The sequence below is a fragment of the Anaerocolumna aminovalerica genome (assembly GCF_900115365.1).
Classification (GTDB): domain Bacteria; phylum Bacillota; class Clostridia; order Lachnospirales; family Lachnospiraceae; genus Anaerocolumna; species Anaerocolumna aminovalerica.
The window spans coordinates 89048-107783 of sequence record NZ_FOWD01000011.1; the positions used below are offsets into that span (position 1 = coordinate 89048).

The window sequence follows — 18736 nt, forward strand, 5'->3', positions numbered from 1 at the left end:
ATCAAAAGGAACCTAACCGCACCGGTGTTTTAGCACTAAATTCTATTTCCATTTGCATCATAGACATCTTCTAAATGTCCCACACCTTTTGCATTGCTTAATAAAATATATCTTTCAAAAAGTTTTTCCTCCACTAATTTTCCAAGTATCGGCTTACTTTTTATATCTTCTATAGAATTACCATGGACCGTAGCAATTAATTTACATCCGCAATTCATTACATACTCTATGGCATCAATATCTTCACCTGAACCAACTTCATCAACGGCAATCACCCGTGGAGACATAGACCTTATTAACATAAGCATACCTTTTGCCTTGGGACAGCAGTCTAATACATCTGTCCGAATTCCTAAATCATTCTGGGGAATACCCATATAGCAGGCACCTATTTCAGACCTTTCATCCACTACTCCAATTGTCATTCCCGGCCTCTTTTCATCTCCGTTGGATAGCTGGCGGATTACATCCCGCAAAAGAGTGGTTTTCCCGCAGCGGGGCGGAGAAATAATTAAAGTATGGTAGCAGTTATTATATTCGTCTAAAAGATATGGCAGAACTTTATCACCACAGCCTTTTATCTGATGGGATAACCGGATATTGATAAAGGATATATGCTTGATGCTCTTAATTTTATTATCATCCAATACAGCCTTACCAACGATTCCCACTCTATGTCCCCCTGTAATGGTTATAAAGCCTTGTTTGATTTCTTCTTCAAAGGCATACAGGGAAAAATTACTGATATATTCCATTGTTTCTCGAATTTCATTTTTTAAGATTATATAAGCATCTTCATCCTTTTCAACCATCCGGGAATCACCGGTAATAAAAAATTCTTTGTTATCATAGATTACAATCAAGGGTCCATTTACCCGAAGCCTGATTTCCTGCAGCTTATCGTAATTAAATTCCACCTTCGAGAGCATGGTCCTAAGCTTTAAGGAAAAGATTTTTAACAGCTCGTCTTTTTTATTCATCTCATCTCCCCTCCTTAGAACAATATATGTCCACCTAAGGAAAATATTCTAATAAATTTGAGAAAAAAGCCTGTTATAAAATTACATTTTAGTCTGGAACGAAAGAATCCTAAACATCTGGGATAGCTTTTCAAACACGTCCGGCCAAATAACACTTGTAAAACTTAGCATACAAAAAAGCCATCTTTCGATGGCTTCAAAAATTAATATGTACAAAGTTAAGGTTTATCCCATAGCTGACTTGATTTTATAATGATGATTGCCTCTTTTTATTTCAGTCCAATATGGTATATTATTATCTCCACCTATACCACATCTTACTTCTTACTTAATTTTTTTATATTCTGCCGGTGACATTCCTTTTATTTTTCTAAATACCTTAGAAAAATATTTCTCATCCCGAAAGCCTACCCGGTAAGCAATTTCATAAGTTTTTAAATAATTTTGCTGTAAATACATGCTTGCACGCTCTACCCGTATTTCATTGAGGCAGTCTATAAACCCTCTATTCAGATTTTTGGAAAAAAGTGTTGACAAATATCCTGACGTTATTCCTACTTGTTCTGCCACTTGATGAAGGGTCAAGCTTTCATTATAGTGCTCCTTAATATATTCTACAGCACAGTTTACTAATTGATTTCCTTCTATTATTTCTCCTTGCAGGTTCTTTGTCTTACCGAATAATTCATCTGTTATTTCCAACAAACAATTCAGTATATCGGAAGAACGGCAGGGCTTTAACAAGTAATCCTTTGCACCGATTTTAATGGCACGCTGTGCATATTTAAACTCGTCATAACCGCTTAAAATAACAGTAGCCGGTAATATATGTGCCCTTAAAGCTTGTTCCATAACTTCCAAACCGCTCTTTATAGGCATATGTATATCCATCAGCATGATATCCGGCCTATGCTTAAAAATAAGTTCTAAAGCTTCCTGACCGTTTTTTGCTAAATATATCTTGTCAAAACGCTCTGTATGGAGTTGAATATACTTTGTTATACCGTTACGAATTACATCTTCATCATCTGCAATTAAAAGTTTTACGGACATAGATTCCTCCCCCTTATGTAATACTCATAGGCACTTTTATGACTACTTCAGTTCCTTGGGACATTTCACTAAAAATCTCTAAATTAAAATCATCCTTGTATTTTAACTCCAGTCTTTCTTTCACATTCCTAATTGCATACCTTCCAATCCGCTGGCTCGCGTATCGCATTGAATCTTCCATCTCACAAATAGCCGCTACTTGTTCAGAATTCATTCCCTTACCATTATCTTTAATGCGAAATAATAGGTAATTCCCTTCTCTATAACCGTTTATAGATAAAAATCCCAATTCATCAGTATTCTCAAATCCGTGAACAATTGCATTTTCTACAAAAGGCTGTAAAATCAATTTAGGTATGTTCTGATCCAAAATAAATTCATCCATTTGTATCACAAAATCAAATCTTTTTGAAAAACGCATTTTCTGAATTTGCAGATATCTGTATATTAGTTCTTTTTCTTCTCTAACAGTAATAATTCCTTTTCCTTCTCCTAAAACCAGACGGAATAACTGAGATAGAGCCAAAATATTTTCTGCAATTTCTTCGTTGCCTGCATTTTCAGCCTGCCAATAAAGAGTATCTAATGTATTATATAAAAAATGAGGATTGATCTGGGCTTGCAGGGCAGTTAATTCACTTTCTCTCTCTCTTAATTCTATGACATAATTGGCATTAATTAATTCTTTAATATCTTTTACCATTTGATTAAAGCAAGCTGCTACCATACCAACTTCATCCCTTGTCACTACCTCAACCTGCTGGTTAAAATCTCCCTGCTTAAATTTTTCCATAGCCTTGCATATAGTGCCTAAGGGTTTTGATACTATATTAGAAATAAAAATAAGTACAGGAAATAAACCAATCCAAAAACCTATTAATAAAATAATAGGTGTATAAGCAATGCTTAACATTTGACTTTTTAAATCCTTTATGGCTACTATTTTAAAAATAATAGCATTGTTTTTATCATTTTGTTTGGCAAATATATGGTAATCCTTATATGTAAAATTATCTGTTCTTCTTTTATAATTTTCTGTTATATAGCTGTCATTTTGAAGGAATTTTGCAACAGTATCATCCACTTTCCCAAAACGGATAAGCTCTGTCCCATCTGAACTTAGGACTAAAATACCCTGTGATATATTTTGTACCGCATTTTCACATAGGTGGGTAATTTTATCCGCTGATATACCAATTACAATATATCCCAGTTTTTTCTTCTTAGTCAAATCGAATAATTCTCTGTGAAGAACGATTTTATCATTCCGGTTTGCCTGATAGGTATCCTTACTGTCCTTATTGCTTCTTTGCCAGACCACTTTTCCTTTATTCTCTAGAGTCTTTTGATAAATGGCCTGTTCCCTCACTTGTTCTATATTTTGAAGATAGGAGCTGGAGTCAATGCATCTTAGATAAGGCCGTACACCATTTTCAGGATATATAGCAACTGTTTTTATATATCCTTTCAGCGCAACCATATCCTGTATCATTTGCATAGGAGCGTCATTCAGCCACAGTCTTACATCTTTATTTAATTCCCCCGGATTACTGGAAGTTAATATTGAATTAATTTTAGTATTGATACAAATATAGGTGGATAAATCTATAACTTCTGCCTGAATCATATCAATACTGCTGGCTAAACTGCTTACTGTCTTTAAATTACTTTGGATTTGATTTCTGCTATTTTCTTTGTAATTTTTAATAAATAAAAATCCGCTGATAAGAAGCATAGTTGGTGTCACTACCAAATAACTATACAAGATAATTTTTTTCTTAATACTTAATTTATTGAGAAAACTTTTCATCTTAGACTCCTTTTTTCCAACCTGGTTTTATTATACAACTAATCAGCTTCCTTTATCAACAGCAACTATTAACCCTTAATAGCTCCCATAGCGACCCCTTTTGTAATGTGTTTATTTAAAAGAATATATACAAGAATGGCTGGAGCTGCAGTTAAGGCCATCACAGCAAACTGCACTGCATAGTTGGAAGAATATTGCCCTGTAAATTCTAATAAGGAAAAGGGCATAGTTTTCCATTTTGGTGTACTTAAATACGTACTAGCCATTATAAACTCATTCCAATTATTTAAAAAAGTCATAATAGAAACTGTAGCTATGGCAGGTTTTAAAAGAGGCGTCACAATCTGAAACAGAATACGGTAAATTCCGCATCCGTCAATTACTGCTGCTTCCTCAAGTTCTTCTGGTACGGCATCTAAAAAGCTTGTCATTAAAAACATTCCTTGAGGCAGAGAAAATGCCACATAGGGAATTAAAACCGCCCATAGAGTATCTGTTATATCTAGACTGCTATATATTTTATAATTAGGAAGTAAAGTGGCATGAATGGGAATCATCATTCCCAGCAATAACACTATTTTTACAAATCCTCTTAACTTCCAGTACATCCTTTTACAGGCAAAGGCAGCCATAATGGAAATAAAAATAACTAATACTACCGCCAGCACATTAATTAGGACACTGTTTTTTAAATATAAAAGAAAATGTCCATCTACATAAGCTTTTATGTAATTGCCCCATTGAATTTTTTTAGGAATAATCAATAATCCCTTTGTAAACATTTCCACACTGCTTGCTAAAGAAAAATTTATCAGCCATATCAATGGAAAAATCTGAACTACAGCAACCAGAATAAGAATGAAACTTAAAATACTTTTCCCGGCTATGGTTTTCTTTTTATCTGCTTTTTTCATCTCTCTCCTCCTACGCTATTTTCTTTTCCTGAAACATCTTGTTGAGCAGTATGGTAACTGCCAGGCAGATGATAATAAACACCACTCCTATTGCATTTCCATATCCATATCTAAATGCCTTAAATGCCTGTTGGTACAAATAGTTTGCTGCAAATTGAGTGCTGTTTCCCGGTCCTCCGTTAGTTAACAGGTACACCGTCTCCATTTGCTTAAGGGCTGAAATAATTGCCATAGTTACATTTACCTGAATGACAGACTTCATAAGGGGTAAAGTAATCCTAAAAAAGGTCACAGTTGTGTTTGCACCGTCTATGGCTGCTGCTTCATATAACACCGGATCGATGTTTTTTATTCCCGTATAATAAATTAGCATTCCCCATCCAAAACCGTGCCAAATAAGCACTACCAACACAGACCAAATTGCATTATCTGAGCTGAACCAATTAATCTGTCCCTGATAGCCAAATGTTTTTAATACATTATTCAGCAATCCAAAATCCGGATTATATATGAATTTCCATAAGTAAGCTATTACTGCAACAGAAATGACATTGGGTATAAAATAAATACATCGTAAAATCCCCTCTGCCTTCCCTTGTAATTTATCCAGTATTACAGCTACTATTATAGCCAAAGGGTGTTGGATAAAAATAAAACCTAATGCAAGAAATAAGGAATTTCTTAATGATATATGAAAATTTTTATCTGAAAATAGCTCTATGTAATTATCCAAACTGATAAATTCAGCCTTTCCCATTCCCGAATAGGAGGTAAATCCATAATAAAAGCTTAAAGATATAGGAGCTAAAATTGCAAATATAAAAACAAAAATCCCTGGAAGTACTAAGCTTAAAATTACCAGCTTATTTGAGTATAATTTTTTCATGCAGATTTCCTTTCTGATAATTTAAGGCTGCCTAACTTTTGTTTTGGCAGCCTCTAGCAATGAATTCTTTTCTATTATTTTTATTTATTTGCATGCCAAGCCAATATTGGTCAGGAACTCATCAACTGATTTTGTTCCATTTGATACGCTTTGGATTTCACTTTCTATTACTGTTTTAAAAATAGATGGTCCACAATCATTAATAGGAGTTCCTGATACGGATGTTGCATTTTTTAAGAATTCCATAAATTGCATCTGTAGTTCTGTTTCATTTCCACTTAAGAATTCTGTTTGATCCTGTGCTGACATGCCTACTCCATTTTCCCATCCGTACTTTGACAGTTTATCCGGCTGGTACATGAAGTTTAAAAATTTAATAGCTTCACCTTTTACTTCTGAGTGAGCGGAAACTGCATAACCGCCGCCGTTCCATGCTGCGATATCCGTAGCTTTACCTTTTCCTCCTTCTACTACCGGCATTGTAAATGCTCGAATATTATTGCGAATTTCTTCAGGAATATCCTGATTACGTGCCATGGAAGTTTCCCAGCTTCCCATATAGAACATCGCTGCCTGACCGTTTGTAAATAAGTTCATTGCAGTACCGTAATCCTGTGAATCATAGCCTGTTTGGAAAAGTCCTGATTTAGCTGCCTCTACCAACAGTTCTGTTGTTTTTTTCATTTCACCAGAGGTAAAATTACCTTGGGCAACTGCAGGTGTTACTATACTACTGCAATCTCCGTTAACTTTTAATAATAAATCCGTTAATAAAATTGCCAAAGGCCATCCGTCTCCACCGTCCATGGCTACCGGTACCATACCTGCTTCTTTTATTGATTTACCTAATAAAAGAAGTTCTTCATAAGTAGCTGGTACTTTCCAACCATTATCCTCAAAGATTTTTTGGTTATAATAAAATGCCATAACATCGCTATTTCTTGGAAGTCCGTATAATTTTCCGTCTTTCTTAAATCCCTCAAGAGAGCCTGAAATAAATTTATAATCATTATAGTCTGTTTCATTCAATTCGGCTAAAACCCCTGCATCTAATACCTCATCAATGAAGGATGGTTGTCCCCAGATACTAACTACATCCGGCATACCGTTCATGGCATATGCCTTAAATTTTGTTTTGTAGGCTTCTTCATCTAATGCTTCCACTTCTATAGTTACGTTTTTATTTAATTCCATATATTCATCAATAATCATCTGTTCCACTAAACCTTGACCGTTTTTACGATCTGGAAGATTAGAAAATACTTTAATAGTAATATTTTCATCTTTAGGCGGTGTCTTTTCTTCCTTCTTTGTAGATTCCCCCTGTGACACTGACCCTGTCTCTTTTCCTTTCTCCTTGCCGCATCCTGCTAATAGCGCCCCAATCATTACTACTAGCATTAACATAGCTATTAATTTCTTTTTCATATAAACCCTCCATTTATTTGAATTGTTATCGGTTAATCAAATTGTATCATCAGAACTTCCATTAAAACAGATAACAAAATTCTAAAATAGTGTAATATTTTACATTTTTGTTTTATAAAATTAAGTCCTATTTATTTTGGTTGTGGGTTCTTGTACAGAGTCTATCATAATTCAAAACTACTTTTTAAATACGTTTACTATGGCACCAGATCACATAACACTTGTAAAACTCATTGAATTATATTATTCTAGTTGGTAAATGAGAATTAATGCTCAATGTATTTAGGAGGAAATTATGGAATACGGATTAATCGGGGAAAAATTAGGACATAGCTACTCAAAAATCATTCATGAGAAACTAGCAGATTATAAATATGATCTAACTCCATTAACAAAAGAAGAATTCCCATTATTTATGGAAAAAAGAGAGTTTAAAGCAATTAATGTAACTATACCCTACAAGGAAAAAGTGATTCCTTACTTGGATGAGATGGACAATAATGCAAAACAGATTGGTGCTGTAAATACTGTTGTAAATACTAACGGTAAACTGGTAGGTCATAATACAGACTTTTCCGGTTTCTTATATATGATACAAAATAATGGCGTTGAAATTAAAGATAAAAAAGTACTTGTACTAGGAAATGGTGGTGCTTCCAAAGCTGTATTTGCTGTTTTAAAGTTCCTGGAAGCAAAAGAAATTATTCTGGTAGGCCGAACACTTCGTGAAAATACCATAACTTTTCAAGAATGTTATGAAAAACATACCCATGGGCAGGTTATCGTCAACGCAACCCCTGTAGGTATGTACCCTGATATAGATGAAACTCCCATTGACTTAAACAAATTTACTAAGTGTGAAGCAGTTCTTGACTTAATCTACAATCCGTTAAAAACTAAACTACTCCATCAGGCAGAAGAACTTGGAATGAATGCAGTTAATGGCTTAGAAATGTTAGTTGCCCAAGCAAAATATGCGGTAGAATTCTTTCTTGGAAATAAAATTGAAGATATTAGAATTAAGGAAGTTACTGATGAAATTTATAGTGAAATTCTTAGCAGATAGTAAATTCTTCAAATTAAACATAACCAGATTTATAGGAAATTAAAAAGATTTTAATAATCTTAATAATGGAAGCTAATATTATTAGTGAGACACTAAAAATAGAAATTTTTCGTAAAAAAATAGTGGCTTCAGTTTTTCTTCTTATCCTGAAACCACTATTTTCAATAGGATTAATCCTTATAAGTCCCCTGCCCTGCAATTTTTGCTTCAGAACGATTTAATTTAGCATTTTACTTACATCACATTTTGAGGTTTATTTTCCATCCATTTTACAACGTTATCAAATACTATAACAGCTCTCTTTACAAGTGCTTCCTTTGTAGCAAATCCAATATGAGGAGCTACCACTGTATTGGGAGTATGGAATAAAGGATGGTCTTTTTCAATCGGCGGCTCTTTTTCGAATACATCAATTCCCGCTCCCGCAATTTTACCGGAATTTAAAGCATCCGCAAGTGCTTTGCTGTCTACAATAGGTCCTCTTGCCGTGTTAATCAAGATGGCATTCTTCTTCATTAAGGCAAGCTTTTCTCCATGAATCAGTCCTTTTGTTGATTCATTTAAAGGTGTGTGAATGGATACAATATCACAGGTAGATAATAGGGTATCTAAATCCACATAAGTAATTCCCTGTACCTCTTTTTGGGTTCTGCTATAGGCATATACTTCGCATCCGAATGCTCTGGCTATATTTGCTACTCTCATACCAATAGTACCGGTACCAATTACACCAAACTTCTTTCCTTCCAATTCAAAACCAATAAGGCCGTCTTTGGTCCCTTCTTCTCTTGTCACTTTATTGCATGGGATGATATTACGATAAAGGGTTATTATCATTCCAAATACCAAATCTGCTACCGCTGCTGTAGAATATCCTGCGCAATTACATACCATAACTCCATTCTTTTTACAGGTTTCCATAGCTATATGATCAACACCGGTAAATGCAACAGATAATAATTTTAGATTCTTACATCCATTAATAACATCCTCATTTAAAGGAAGATTGGATACTGCGATTATATCCGCATCTTTTCCTCTTTCAATTAAAGTTTCTGTATCCGTTACCTTGGTATCATAATATGTAATTTCTATCTTATCTCCTAAGGCTTCTGCTGCTAAGGATAATAGTCTTTCTTTTTCAACCCCAATGGGTTCAATAATAACCAGTTTCATCTTTATGTCCTCCATAATTTATTGTGTTATATAAATAGGCTTACCCTAAATACAGTGATTCCTTCTGTCTTCCTTCTGTTTTTATTATCTGTCCCATTTATCACATAATGCTTCAATCTGACTGGTGAATTTGGCTAAATCTTTATTAGCACCGCCTTCATTATGTTGTATAACAACCATCAGCCTTCTTCCTGCATTAACTAACCGGTCAAAAACAGTAAAACCTTTCTTTTGTTTTGCTTTAGCCTGGACTTCTATTATTTTTCCTTCTTCAAGCCACAGATTATTCTTTAAATCAAAGATGGCACCGCTATAAGGAGCATCTGCATTCAAATCCAGTTCTTCTCTTAAGGAGTTTGTAAATAAATCTGCTACATTACTTTCTCCATGAACTACAAATACTTTTTCCGGTTTCTTTTCATAGCTTTTTATCCATTTTAACAGACCTTCCCGGTCCGCGTGACCGCTTACCCCGGATAATTTACGAATCTCAGAGTTTACCTGAACAGTTTCTCCAAAGAGCTTTACTTCCGTAGCTCCATCTAAAATCGCCCTGCCTAAAGTTCCGTTAGCTTGATAACCAACAAATAAAATAGTACTTTCTTCCTTCCATAGATTATGTTTTAAGTGATGGCGGATTCTGCCTGCCTCGCACATACCACTTGCAGATATGATAACTTTAGGTTCTTCATCAAAGTTAATGGCTTTGGAATCATCACTGGTAATAGAGGTTCTTAGGCCGGAGAAAGATATTGGCTTAATGCCATGGCGAACAAGAGTCATAGCTTCTTTATCAAAATATCCGTACATATTTTCATTGAATATCTGGGTGGCATCATTTGCTAGGGGACTATCCACATATACTTTAAAATTAGTATGTCCTTTGATTAAATTATCCGCTTTAATTTGTCTTATATAATAAAGTAAAACCTGTGTTCTGCCAACAGCAAAAGAAGGTATGACCACATTCCCTCCCCGGTCAAAAGTGGTTTGAATAATTTCAGTTAATTCCTTTATATAATTGGGACGTTCCTCATGGTTTCTGTCACCATAAGTGGATTCCATAACAACATAATCCGCTTCTTTTATATAACTTGGATCGTTAATTAAAGGCTGATTTATATTACCGATATCACCGGAAAATACAATTTTTTTAGTAACCCCCTCTTCTGTAATCCAAACTTCAATACTTGCAGAACCAAGCAAATGTCCCACATCTACAAAACGGAATTCAATGCCCTCGAATAGTTTTATTCTTTCACTGTAATTATGAGGAGTAAATAGTTTAATGGTATTATAAGTATCTTCCATAGTATAGGAGGGTATGATGGGCTCTTCTCCGGTACGTTTTCTTTTTCGATTCTTCCATTCCGTTTCAAATAATTGAATATGAGTACTATCTTTTAACATAATCTCACACAAACCGCAGGTTGCCCCAGTAGCATGTATCTCTCCCCGAAACCCGTTTGCATAAAGCAACGGCAGATTACCTGAATGATCAATATGGGCATGAGTTAGTAAAACCCCATCTACTTCTGCCGCAGATATGGGAAGTTCCACATTCTCATAAACATCTTTTCCCTGTTCCATACCACAGTCTATCAAAATGTGCTTTCCGCAAGCCTCTAAATAAAAACAGCTTCCAGTAACTTCATGTGCAGCTCCTATAAAAGTCAGCTTCATAATCTTATCCTCCTGGTATACTTAATGAATGGATAACATATCATGAACAAAATACCGTTCATGATCTTGGCACTCCGATCGGAATCGCAAGCAAGCTTGCCATTTCCTCACTACTTTTTTATTATATCATGAACAAAATACCGTTCATGATCTTGGCACTCCGATCGGAATCGCAAGCAAAGCTTGCATTTCCTCACTACTTTTTTATTATATCATGAACAAAATACCGTTCATGATCTTGGCACTCCGATCGGAATCGCAAGCAAGCTTGCATTTCCTCACTACGTTTTTATTATATAGCAAAATAGCATTCTTTGTACATTACAAAAGAATGCTAAATTATATTTTTTATCTTTCTGTTCCAAAAAAGAATAAGGCAATGGTTCCTGGACCTGAGTGGGATCCAATAACAGGACCAATAGGATTAATAACAAAGTCCTTTACATTCATTCTTTCTTTAATAAGTTGTGCTAAATATTCTGCATCCTCTATTGCATCGCCGTGACCAATAAAAATCGTCTGTTCTTCCGGATTCGTGCAGGTTTCAAGCATTCTGTCTGCTAAAGCAATCAAAGACTTTTTACGTCCTCTTACTTTTTCTATAGGGATCAATTTACCTTCATTATCAACGTGAAGTACCGGTTTTACATTTAGTGCAGTTCCAATTGCAGCACTGATTGCACTTACTCTTCCTCCTCGTTTTAAATGGTTTAAATCATCAACAGTAAACCAATGGCATAATTTAAGTACATTATCATTTAACCACTCATATAATTCATCAATGGATAATCCTTCTTCTTTCTTTAATGCTGCATTATATACTAATAAACCTTCTCCGAGAGAAGCGCATCTTGAATCCACTGAAAATATCTTTGATTCCGGATACTTTTCCTTTAACTCATCAATTGCTAAAAGAGAGGCATTATATGTTCCGCTTAATCCTGAAGAAAATGATATATATAAAATATCACATCCTTCATTTAGAATTGGTTCAAAGAAATTCATGAAAACTTCCGTATTAATCAGGGAGGTAACTGATTTTCCACCTTTCCTTAAAGTCTCATAGAATTCATGTATATCCAATTCTCTTTCATCTAAATAGTTATAATAACTTTTTCCATCTAGTTCAAAGGCCATTGGAATTACTCGAATATCTAGGTCTTTCGCAATTTCATCCGGAAGATCTGTCGTTGTTTCTGTGACTATAACATAATTTCTCATAATACACCTTTTTTCATTTTTATTTTGGGTTGTCCCAATATTTTTGTTTTAATATTACCACTTATCTCCTTTTATTGCAACGATTTCATGAACTAAACTATTTTATTTTTAATAATATTTTCAGATTTATTTCTAATACTAATCCCTACTATAAAACCTCTGAAGGTAAAACTTGTTTACGTCCCTGGATATATGGGCTTTAGGACTGATTTTTAGAAAGGTTCTTTATTTTTTAATCCGAATAATTTTTGTTTAATGAGAAAAATCATGAATTTCATTTATAGCAAAAAGAAAAACCACAGTTTTTTGCATATGAAATAATATCTGCATAACTGCGGTTATCTTCTCTATATTAACTATTTATATAATTAATTAAGCCCCCTGCCTGTATTAACTTTTGCATAAATTCAGGGAATGGCTGGCCTTGATACCGGGTTCCTTTTGATAAATTGTAAATCATACCATTGTCAAAATCAACTTCTACTTCATCTCCTGCTTTAATAGCTTTGGCAGCTTCCGGACATTCAATGATAGGAAGACCGATATTAATCGCGTTACGATAAAAGATTCTTGCGAAGGTTTCGGCTATAACACAGCTAACACCGGCGCTTTTAATTGCTATGGGTGCATGTTCTCTGGAGGAACCGCAGCCAAAATTCTTTTTTGCAACGATTATATCTCCATTTTTTACACGGTTGACAAAGTCAGGATCAATATCTGCCATACATTTTTTTGCTAATTCAGCAGGATCTGATGAATTCAAATATCTTGCAGGAATAATTACATCTGTATCTACATTATCACCATATTTGTGTACTTTTCCATGTGCTTTCATATAATCTCCTTTCCTATAAGCCCAACTCACATGGAGCTGATATTTTGCCGGTTACTGCACTTGCCGCTGCCACTGCAGGGCTTGCAAGATATACTTCGGATTCTACATGTCCCATACGCCCTACAAAGTTTCGGTTGGTAGTAGCTACTGCTCTTTCACCTGCTGCCAGAATACCCATATGACCTCCAAGGCAAGGTCCACAGGTAGGGGTACTTACTACAGCACCTGCTTTTATAAAGGTTGCTAATAATCCTTCTTCCATAGCTTGAAGATAGATTGCCTGAGTGGCAGGAAAGACAATCACTCTCATTCCTTTTGCTACTTTTCTTCCTTCCAGCACTTTTGCTGCTGCCCTTAAATCTTCCATACGTCCGTTGGTACAAGAACCAATAACAACCTGATCTATCTTAATATTATCCACTTCGTCTATGGTTTTTGTATTCTCAGGAAGATGCGGAAAGGCTACAGTAGATTTTAAAGTACTTAAATCTATTACATATGTCTTTTCGTATTCTGCATCATCATCAGCTTCATAAATTTTATATTCTTTTGTGGAATGTTCTTTCATATAGGCAATGGTTTTTTCATCTACCGGAAATATTCCATTCTTTGCACCGGCTTCTATTGCCATATTGGCAATGGTGAATCTGTCATCCATGGTTAAACTGGCAATACCATCACCCACGAACTCCATAGATTTATAAAGTGCTCCGTCTACTCCAATCATACCGATAATATGCAGTATAATATCCTTACCGCTTACCCATTTATTTGGTTTTCCTGTTAATACAAATTTCAAAGCGCTGGGAACTTTAAACCATGCTTTTCCTGTAACCATCCCTGCCGCCATATCTGTGCTTCCTACACCTGTAGAAAAAGCTCCTAAGGCACCATAGGTACAGGTATGGGAATCTGCACCTATAACAACATCTCCTGCTACTACCAGCCCTTTTTCAGGGAGTAATGCATGTTCAATTCCCATTTCACCAATTTCAAAATAATTAGTAATATCATTGTTTATTGCAAATTCACGGAGGCATTTGCAGTGTTCTGCGGATTTAATATCTTTATTTGGTGTAAAGTGATCCGGAACTAACGCAATCTTATCTTTATCAAATACACCTTTTTTATTCATTTTTTCCATTTCCCGAATGGCTACCGGTGATGTTACATCATTTCCCAATACTAAATCTAAATCAGCCTCAATCAACTGACCGGCTTCCACTTTATCCAGGCCTCCGTGGGCAGCTAATATTTTCTGCGTCATTGTCATTCCCATATGAATATCCTCCTATATAAAATTTTATATCCTGCTACATATGATTTTCTATCATGTGATAAGAAGAAATCTCCATTCAGCAAATTCCTTACTTGCCAATATTATTATATCTCAGCAACAATAGAATCGCCCATTTTCTTTGTTCCAACCAATATTTTTCCTTCTGACATAATATCTATAGTACGGTAACCTTTCTCTAATACTGTTTTCACAGCTCCTTCAATTTTATCTGCTGCTTCTTCCAGATCAAAAGAATAGCGCAGCATCATAGCTGCTGAAAGAATGGTTGCAATGGGGTTAGCTTTATTCTGCCCTGCAATATCCGGTGCAGAACCATGACTAGGTTCATATAAGCCCAATTTTGTTTCACCTAAACTTGCGGAAGCCAACATACCAATAGAACCTGTTACCATACTTGCCTCATCAGAAAGAATATCACCAAACATATTCTCTGTAAGAATAACATCAAATTGCTTTGGATCTCTTACAAGCTGCATGGCACAATTATCTACCAACATATGAGTAAGTTCTACATACGGATATCCTTCTGCTGTTTCTTCTACCACCTGTCTCCACAGTCTGGAGGAATCAAGCACATTAGCTTTATCCACGCTGCATACTCTCTTATTTCGTTTCATTGCAACCTCAAAAGCCCGCTTTGCAATTCTTCTGATTTCATTTTCATCATATCTTAATGTATCAAAGGAATTTCGAATTCCATTCTCTGTAGTAGTACCCCGCTCACCAAAATATAAGCCGCCGGTTAATTCTCTTATTACCACAAAATCAAATCCCTCTCCGATAATTTCATCTTTTAAGGGACATGCTGCCTTTAACTGGTGAAAAAGAACAGCCGGTCTTATATTCGCAAACAGACCCAAACCTTTTCGTATGGCAAGGAGCCCCGCTTCCGGTCTAAGATCAGGTGGAAGGCTGTACCAATCAGACTGCCCAACGTTTCCTCCAACTGCACCAAGTAGTACAGAATCACTTTTTTTAGCTGCGGCAAGGGCCTCTTCTGTCAGGGGTACTCCATAGGTATCAATGGATATACCACCCATTAATACTTCGGTATAGTTAAAATGGTGTCCGTATTTTTCCCCGATTTTATCTAATACTTTCCTGGCTTCTATTGTAATTTCCGGTCCAATTCCATCTCCTGGTATCACTGCTATATTATAATTCATAATAACCTCGATTCCGGTGCTTTATCACCATTTTATAAGGACAGCAATATTGTACTCAGTACAATCCATATTTCTGATACAAATTCTTTTCTATTGCCATTTTAACATAACTTCTGGTATAATTAAAATACATATTAAGAATACTTGATATAACTTAAATTCATATTAAAACTATTAGATTGGTACCTGTAACAATGGACTGTATAACCAGAGCCGTCCAAGCAGAAAAAAAATAAGAAAGGCAGACTACAATGGAACAAAATTTATCCCAGTATAAAATATTTAATACCGTAGCTGCTGTGGGAAATATTTCCCATGCGGCCAAAGAACTTTATATCAGCCAGCCTGCCATTAGTAAAGCTATCAGCCGGTTAGAATCGGATCTTGGAGTTACTTTATTTACCAGAACTTCAAGAGGTGTAAAATTAACAGAAGAAGGTGCACTTTTTTATGAATACACCAAATCCGCTTTTGATACTTTATCCCAAGGAGAAGAAAATATAAAAAGGATAACCCAATTAGGCATCGGACATCTTCGCATAGGCGTCAGTACTACTTTATGCAAGTATATACTGCTGCCTTTTCTAAAAGAATTTGTACTATCCTATCCACACATAAAAATAACTATTGAATGCCAGTCTACTTTTCAAACCTTAGAACTTTTACAGAATAAAAAAATAGATATTGGACTTATCGGCAAACCTGAAAATCGAAAAAACTTAGATTTTTATCCGGTTATGCAGATTGAAGACATATTTGTAACTACACAAGCTTATCTGGATAACTTAAAAATAAGGGAATTACCTGAAAATCAAAGAGAAAAAGAAAAAGGAAGCAGGAAAAACTCTCTGCTTTCTGCTTCAATTTTTAAAAGTGCCACTGTTATGTTGTTGGATGAAAAAAATATGACCCGTATCTTTATTGATGATTATTTTGTAAAGAATCACATAGAAACCAATCAAATCCTGGAAGTTAGTAATATGGATTTACTAATCGAATTTGCAAAGATAGGGCTGGGGGTTTCCTGCGTTATTAAAGAATTTGTTCAAACAGAGTTAAAAAATGGTCTTTTAGTTGAAATTCCGCTGAAAGTTCCCTTAGTAAAAAGAGAAGTTGGGTTTGCTTTTTCCACCAATAAGTACCTTTCTGATTCAGCTCAGAAGTTTATAAAATTCTATCAGCAATTCAAATTGTAATTATAATATTTTCTGCCCGTTGATTATTAATCTGAATATTAAATTTAGCTTTTCTGCTGCTTTTTTGCATAATAACATTCGGGTGAGAAAAATTTCAAAATACTCCATTACCGGGCAAACATCCGTATCTATGGTAAGCTCCAGGCTTATCATGGTTTTTTCCTCATTAATAGTGGTTTTTGCTTCTTTTACAGAATAATTGACCCTGTCATGAATATCAAAGTTTGACAGGTCTCTGTTTCTGACTCTGGTATAACGCACGTCTGTTTTATCTGCCAGAATTAATGCGGCAGCCACCTCATTAACCGGAAACGCAGTATCTTCATCATGATTTCCGATAGCCGATATAATGGTTGCAATATCTTCCGGGTCTACTCCTATATTATCCAACAGACGAAATGCCATAACCGCTCCACTTTGTGCATGATTTACACGATTTACCACATTACCGATATCATGCATGTAACCTGCGATTTGAGCCAATTGGATTTGATGCTCCGGATAATCTAAGGTAGTTAATATATATTTTGCTTTTTCTGCTACCATTCCTACATGGGCAAAACTATGCTCCGTATAACCAAGGGCCGCCAAAGCTTCATCTGCCTTACGTATATAAGTTTTGATCTGTTCATTACTTTTTATTTCTTTAAAAGTAATCATCTTTATAACTATGCTCCTTTCAAAAGAATGGAGAATCTGTGCATACAGCACAAATCTCCGGTTGAACAAAGTTTTTCAACCTTACTCTTTGTTTACATTAATTTTATAGAATTATACTATAAACCTTTTATATATTTCAAATGCTGAAGGTAATGTAAATTCTTTGTTAATTCTTTCTTTACTCACCCATATACAATCAGTATTAACCGTTTCATACCCATTATATTCCGCAACATAATCGGGATTACATAGTATATCTTCATCCGGAACTTCCATAAATTTAATATGATATCCTACCATATGCCATTCAATATGGGAAAATATATGCTTTCCTTCACCTAATGGTTGTATTGTAAAATTCCGGTATCCTTCTCTAAGTAATATTTCTTCCACAGCCATTACAGATAATTTACCATCTAAACCTGGCAGTTCCCATAACCTTGCAAGTAAACCTTTGCTGCCTCTTTTTCGAATAGCATAACGGTTGTCAAATTCCATTAATAGAATTGTTCGGTCTTCTATCTTTCTGGGTTTTTTCTCAGGCTTTACCGGAATCAGCATTTGAATACCTTTTTGAAATCCATTACAAAGATGGATAATCGGACATTTATCACATAGAGGTTTTCCATTGGGGATACATACAGTGGCTCCCAGATCCATTATTGACTGATTAAAATCTCCCGGCCTGTCTCTCGGAATAATCTCCCTCAGATCATTTTCCATCTGCTTTTTCACTGGGGCTTTAGTTATATCATCAAAGCTTCCTGCTACTCGTTTCATAACCCGTAGAACATTGCCATCCACTGCCGGTTCCGGAATCTGAAAAGATATAGAGGCAATTGCACCTGCCGTGTAAGACCCAATTCCCGGTAGCTGGAGAAGCTTATCATAATCTGCCGGCATTTGGCCATTATATTCTTCTACAATAATCTTAGCTGTTTTTTGAAGATTTCTTACTCGGTTATAATAGCCCAGACCTTCCCATAATTTAAGCAGCTTTTCTTCCTCACAGTCTGCCAGGTCTTTTATAGAAGGAAGTGTACTTATAAACCTTTCAAAATATACCTTAACTGCTTCAACTCTGGTTTGCTGTAACATAATTTCTGAAATCCATACATAATAAGGTCTTGGTTCTTCCCGCCAGGGCAGAAATCTTCTATTTAAGTCATACCAATCTAATAGAAACTCTACTGTTTCTGAATAATCATAATTCATTTTTACACCTATTGCTTTCACGTCTCCTTGTATATCAAAACATAAATCGGTTTCTTGTACCATTATATATGATTATATCCGGATTATAAAGGTTGTTTTTCATTTCTCTCTTCAACTTTTCTTGATTATATAGCCCAAAAATAGTAT

General features: G+C 35.2%; 16 protein-coding genes. 2 read left to right on the forward strand and 14 right to left on the reverse strand.

Going from position 1 to position 18736, the window contains the following annotated elements; translation table 11 throughout:
- Positions 1-35: 35 nt before the first annotated feature.
- The 6 genes from spoIIIAA to BM183_RS08265 form a co-directional block, all read right to left on the reverse strand.
- On the reverse strand, positions 36-980 hold the full coding sequence (gene spoIIIAA / locus BM183_RS08240; RefSeq protein ID WP_091686018.1) for a stage III sporulation protein AA: 945 nt from the start codon (positions 978-980) through the stop codon (positions 36-38).
- Between the two features lie 324 nt (positions 981-1304).
- The gene (locus tag BM183_RS08245) at positions 1305-2033 is read right to left on the reverse strand and encodes a response regulator transcription factor (protein WP_091686019.1); all 729 of its coding nucleotides are present in this window, start codon (positions 2031-2033) and stop codon (positions 1305-1307) included.
- Between the two features lie 13 nt (positions 2034-2046).
- Positions 2047-3843 carry a sensor histidine kinase gene (locus BM183_RS08250; RefSeq protein WP_091686021.1) on the reverse strand — a complete coding sequence of 599 codons (1797 nt, stop codon included), beginning with the start codon at positions 3841-3843 and terminating at the stop codon, positions 2047-2049.
- A gap of 68 nt (positions 3844-3911) precedes the next feature.
- On the reverse strand, positions 3912-4757 hold the full coding sequence (locus BM183_RS08255) for a carbohydrate ABC transporter permease (RefSeq protein WP_091686023.1): 846 nt from the start codon (positions 4755-4757) through the stop codon (positions 3912-3914).
- A 10-nt stretch (positions 4758-4767) separates the two neighbouring features.
- Positions 4768-5643, reverse strand: coding sequence for a carbohydrate ABC transporter permease (locus BM183_RS08260; RefSeq protein ID WP_091686025.1), 876 nt, complete (start codon positions 5641-5643; stop codon positions 4768-4770).
- Between the two features lie 84 nt (positions 5644-5727).
- Positions 5728-7071, reverse strand: a complete 1344-nt coding sequence (locus BM183_RS08265; RefSeq protein WP_091686027.1) for an ABC transporter substrate-binding protein — start codon at positions 7069-7071, stop codon at positions 5728-5730.
- Positions 7072-7366: 295 nt separating this feature from the next.
- On the opposite strand from BM183_RS08265, the gene BM183_RS08270 reads away from it, so the two are divergent.
- Entirely contained in the window at positions 7367-8137 is a 771-nt protein-coding gene (locus BM183_RS08270; protein ID WP_091686028.1) for a shikimate dehydrogenase family protein, read from the forward strand.
- Positions 8138-8371: 234 nt separating this feature from the next.
- Here BM183_RS08270 and BM183_RS08275 read toward each other — a convergent pair whose 3' ends face one another.
- The 6 genes from BM183_RS08275 to leuB form a co-directional block, all read right to left on the reverse strand.
- The gene (locus BM183_RS08275) at positions 8372-9313 is read right to left on the reverse strand and encodes a 2-hydroxyacid dehydrogenase (RefSeq protein ID WP_091686030.1); all 942 of its coding nucleotides are present in this window, start codon (positions 9311-9313) and stop codon (positions 8372-8374) included.
- Positions 9314-9397: 84 nt separating this feature from the next.
- On the reverse strand, positions 9398-10996 hold the full coding sequence (locus BM183_RS08280; protein WP_091686032.1) for an MBL fold metallo-hydrolase RNA specificity domain-containing protein: 1599 nt from the start codon (positions 10994-10996) through the stop codon (positions 9398-9400).
- A gap of 348 nt (positions 10997-11344) precedes the next feature.
- Positions 11345-12217 (reverse strand): DegV family protein, encoded by an 873-nt coding sequence (locus tag BM183_RS08285; RefSeq protein WP_091686033.1) that lies wholly within the window; start codon positions 12215-12217, stop codon positions 11345-11347.
- A gap of 352 nt (positions 12218-12569) precedes the next feature.
- Positions 12570-13052 carry a 3-isopropylmalate dehydratase small subunit gene (gene leuD / locus BM183_RS08290; protein WP_091686035.1) on the reverse strand — a complete coding sequence of 161 codons (483 nt, stop codon included), beginning with the start codon at positions 13050-13052 and terminating at the stop codon, positions 12570-12572.
- A 13-nt stretch (positions 13053-13065) separates the two neighbouring features.
- On the reverse strand, positions 13066-14331 hold the full coding sequence (leuC, locus tag BM183_RS08295) for a 3-isopropylmalate dehydratase large subunit (protein ID WP_091686036.1): 1266 nt from the start codon (positions 14329-14331) through the stop codon (positions 13066-13068).
- 104 nt (positions 14332-14435) lie between these two features.
- Positions 14436-15518 carry a 3-isopropylmalate dehydrogenase gene (gene leuB, locus BM183_RS08300; protein ID WP_091686038.1) on the reverse strand — a complete coding sequence of 361 codons (1083 nt, stop codon included), beginning with the start codon at positions 15516-15518 and terminating at the stop codon, positions 14436-14438.
- Positions 15519-15769: 251 nt separating this feature from the next.
- Here leuB and BM183_RS08305 point away from each other — a divergent pair, with 251 nt between their 5' ends.
- The gene (locus tag BM183_RS08305) at positions 15770-16714 is read left to right on the forward strand and encodes a LysR family transcriptional regulator (RefSeq protein ID WP_091686039.1); all 945 of its coding nucleotides are present in this window, start codon (positions 15770-15772) and stop codon (positions 16712-16714) included.
- Here BM183_RS08305 and BM183_RS08310 read toward each other — a convergent pair whose 3' ends face one another.
- Both BM183_RS08310 and mutY read right to left on the reverse strand, forming a co-directional pair.
- A complete protein-coding gene (locus tag BM183_RS08310; protein ID WP_091686041.1) occupies positions 16715-17374 on the reverse strand; it encodes an HD domain-containing protein in 660 nt (219 codons plus the stop codon). It abuts the gene before it with no gap.
- 111 nt (positions 17375-17485) lie between these two features.
- Positions 17486-18652 carry an A/G-specific adenine glycosylase gene (gene mutY / locus BM183_RS08315; RefSeq protein WP_242960921.1) on the reverse strand — a complete coding sequence of 389 codons (1167 nt, stop codon included), beginning with the start codon at positions 18650-18652 and terminating at the stop codon, positions 17486-17488.
- Between the last annotated feature and the right edge of the window lie 84 nt (positions 18653-18736).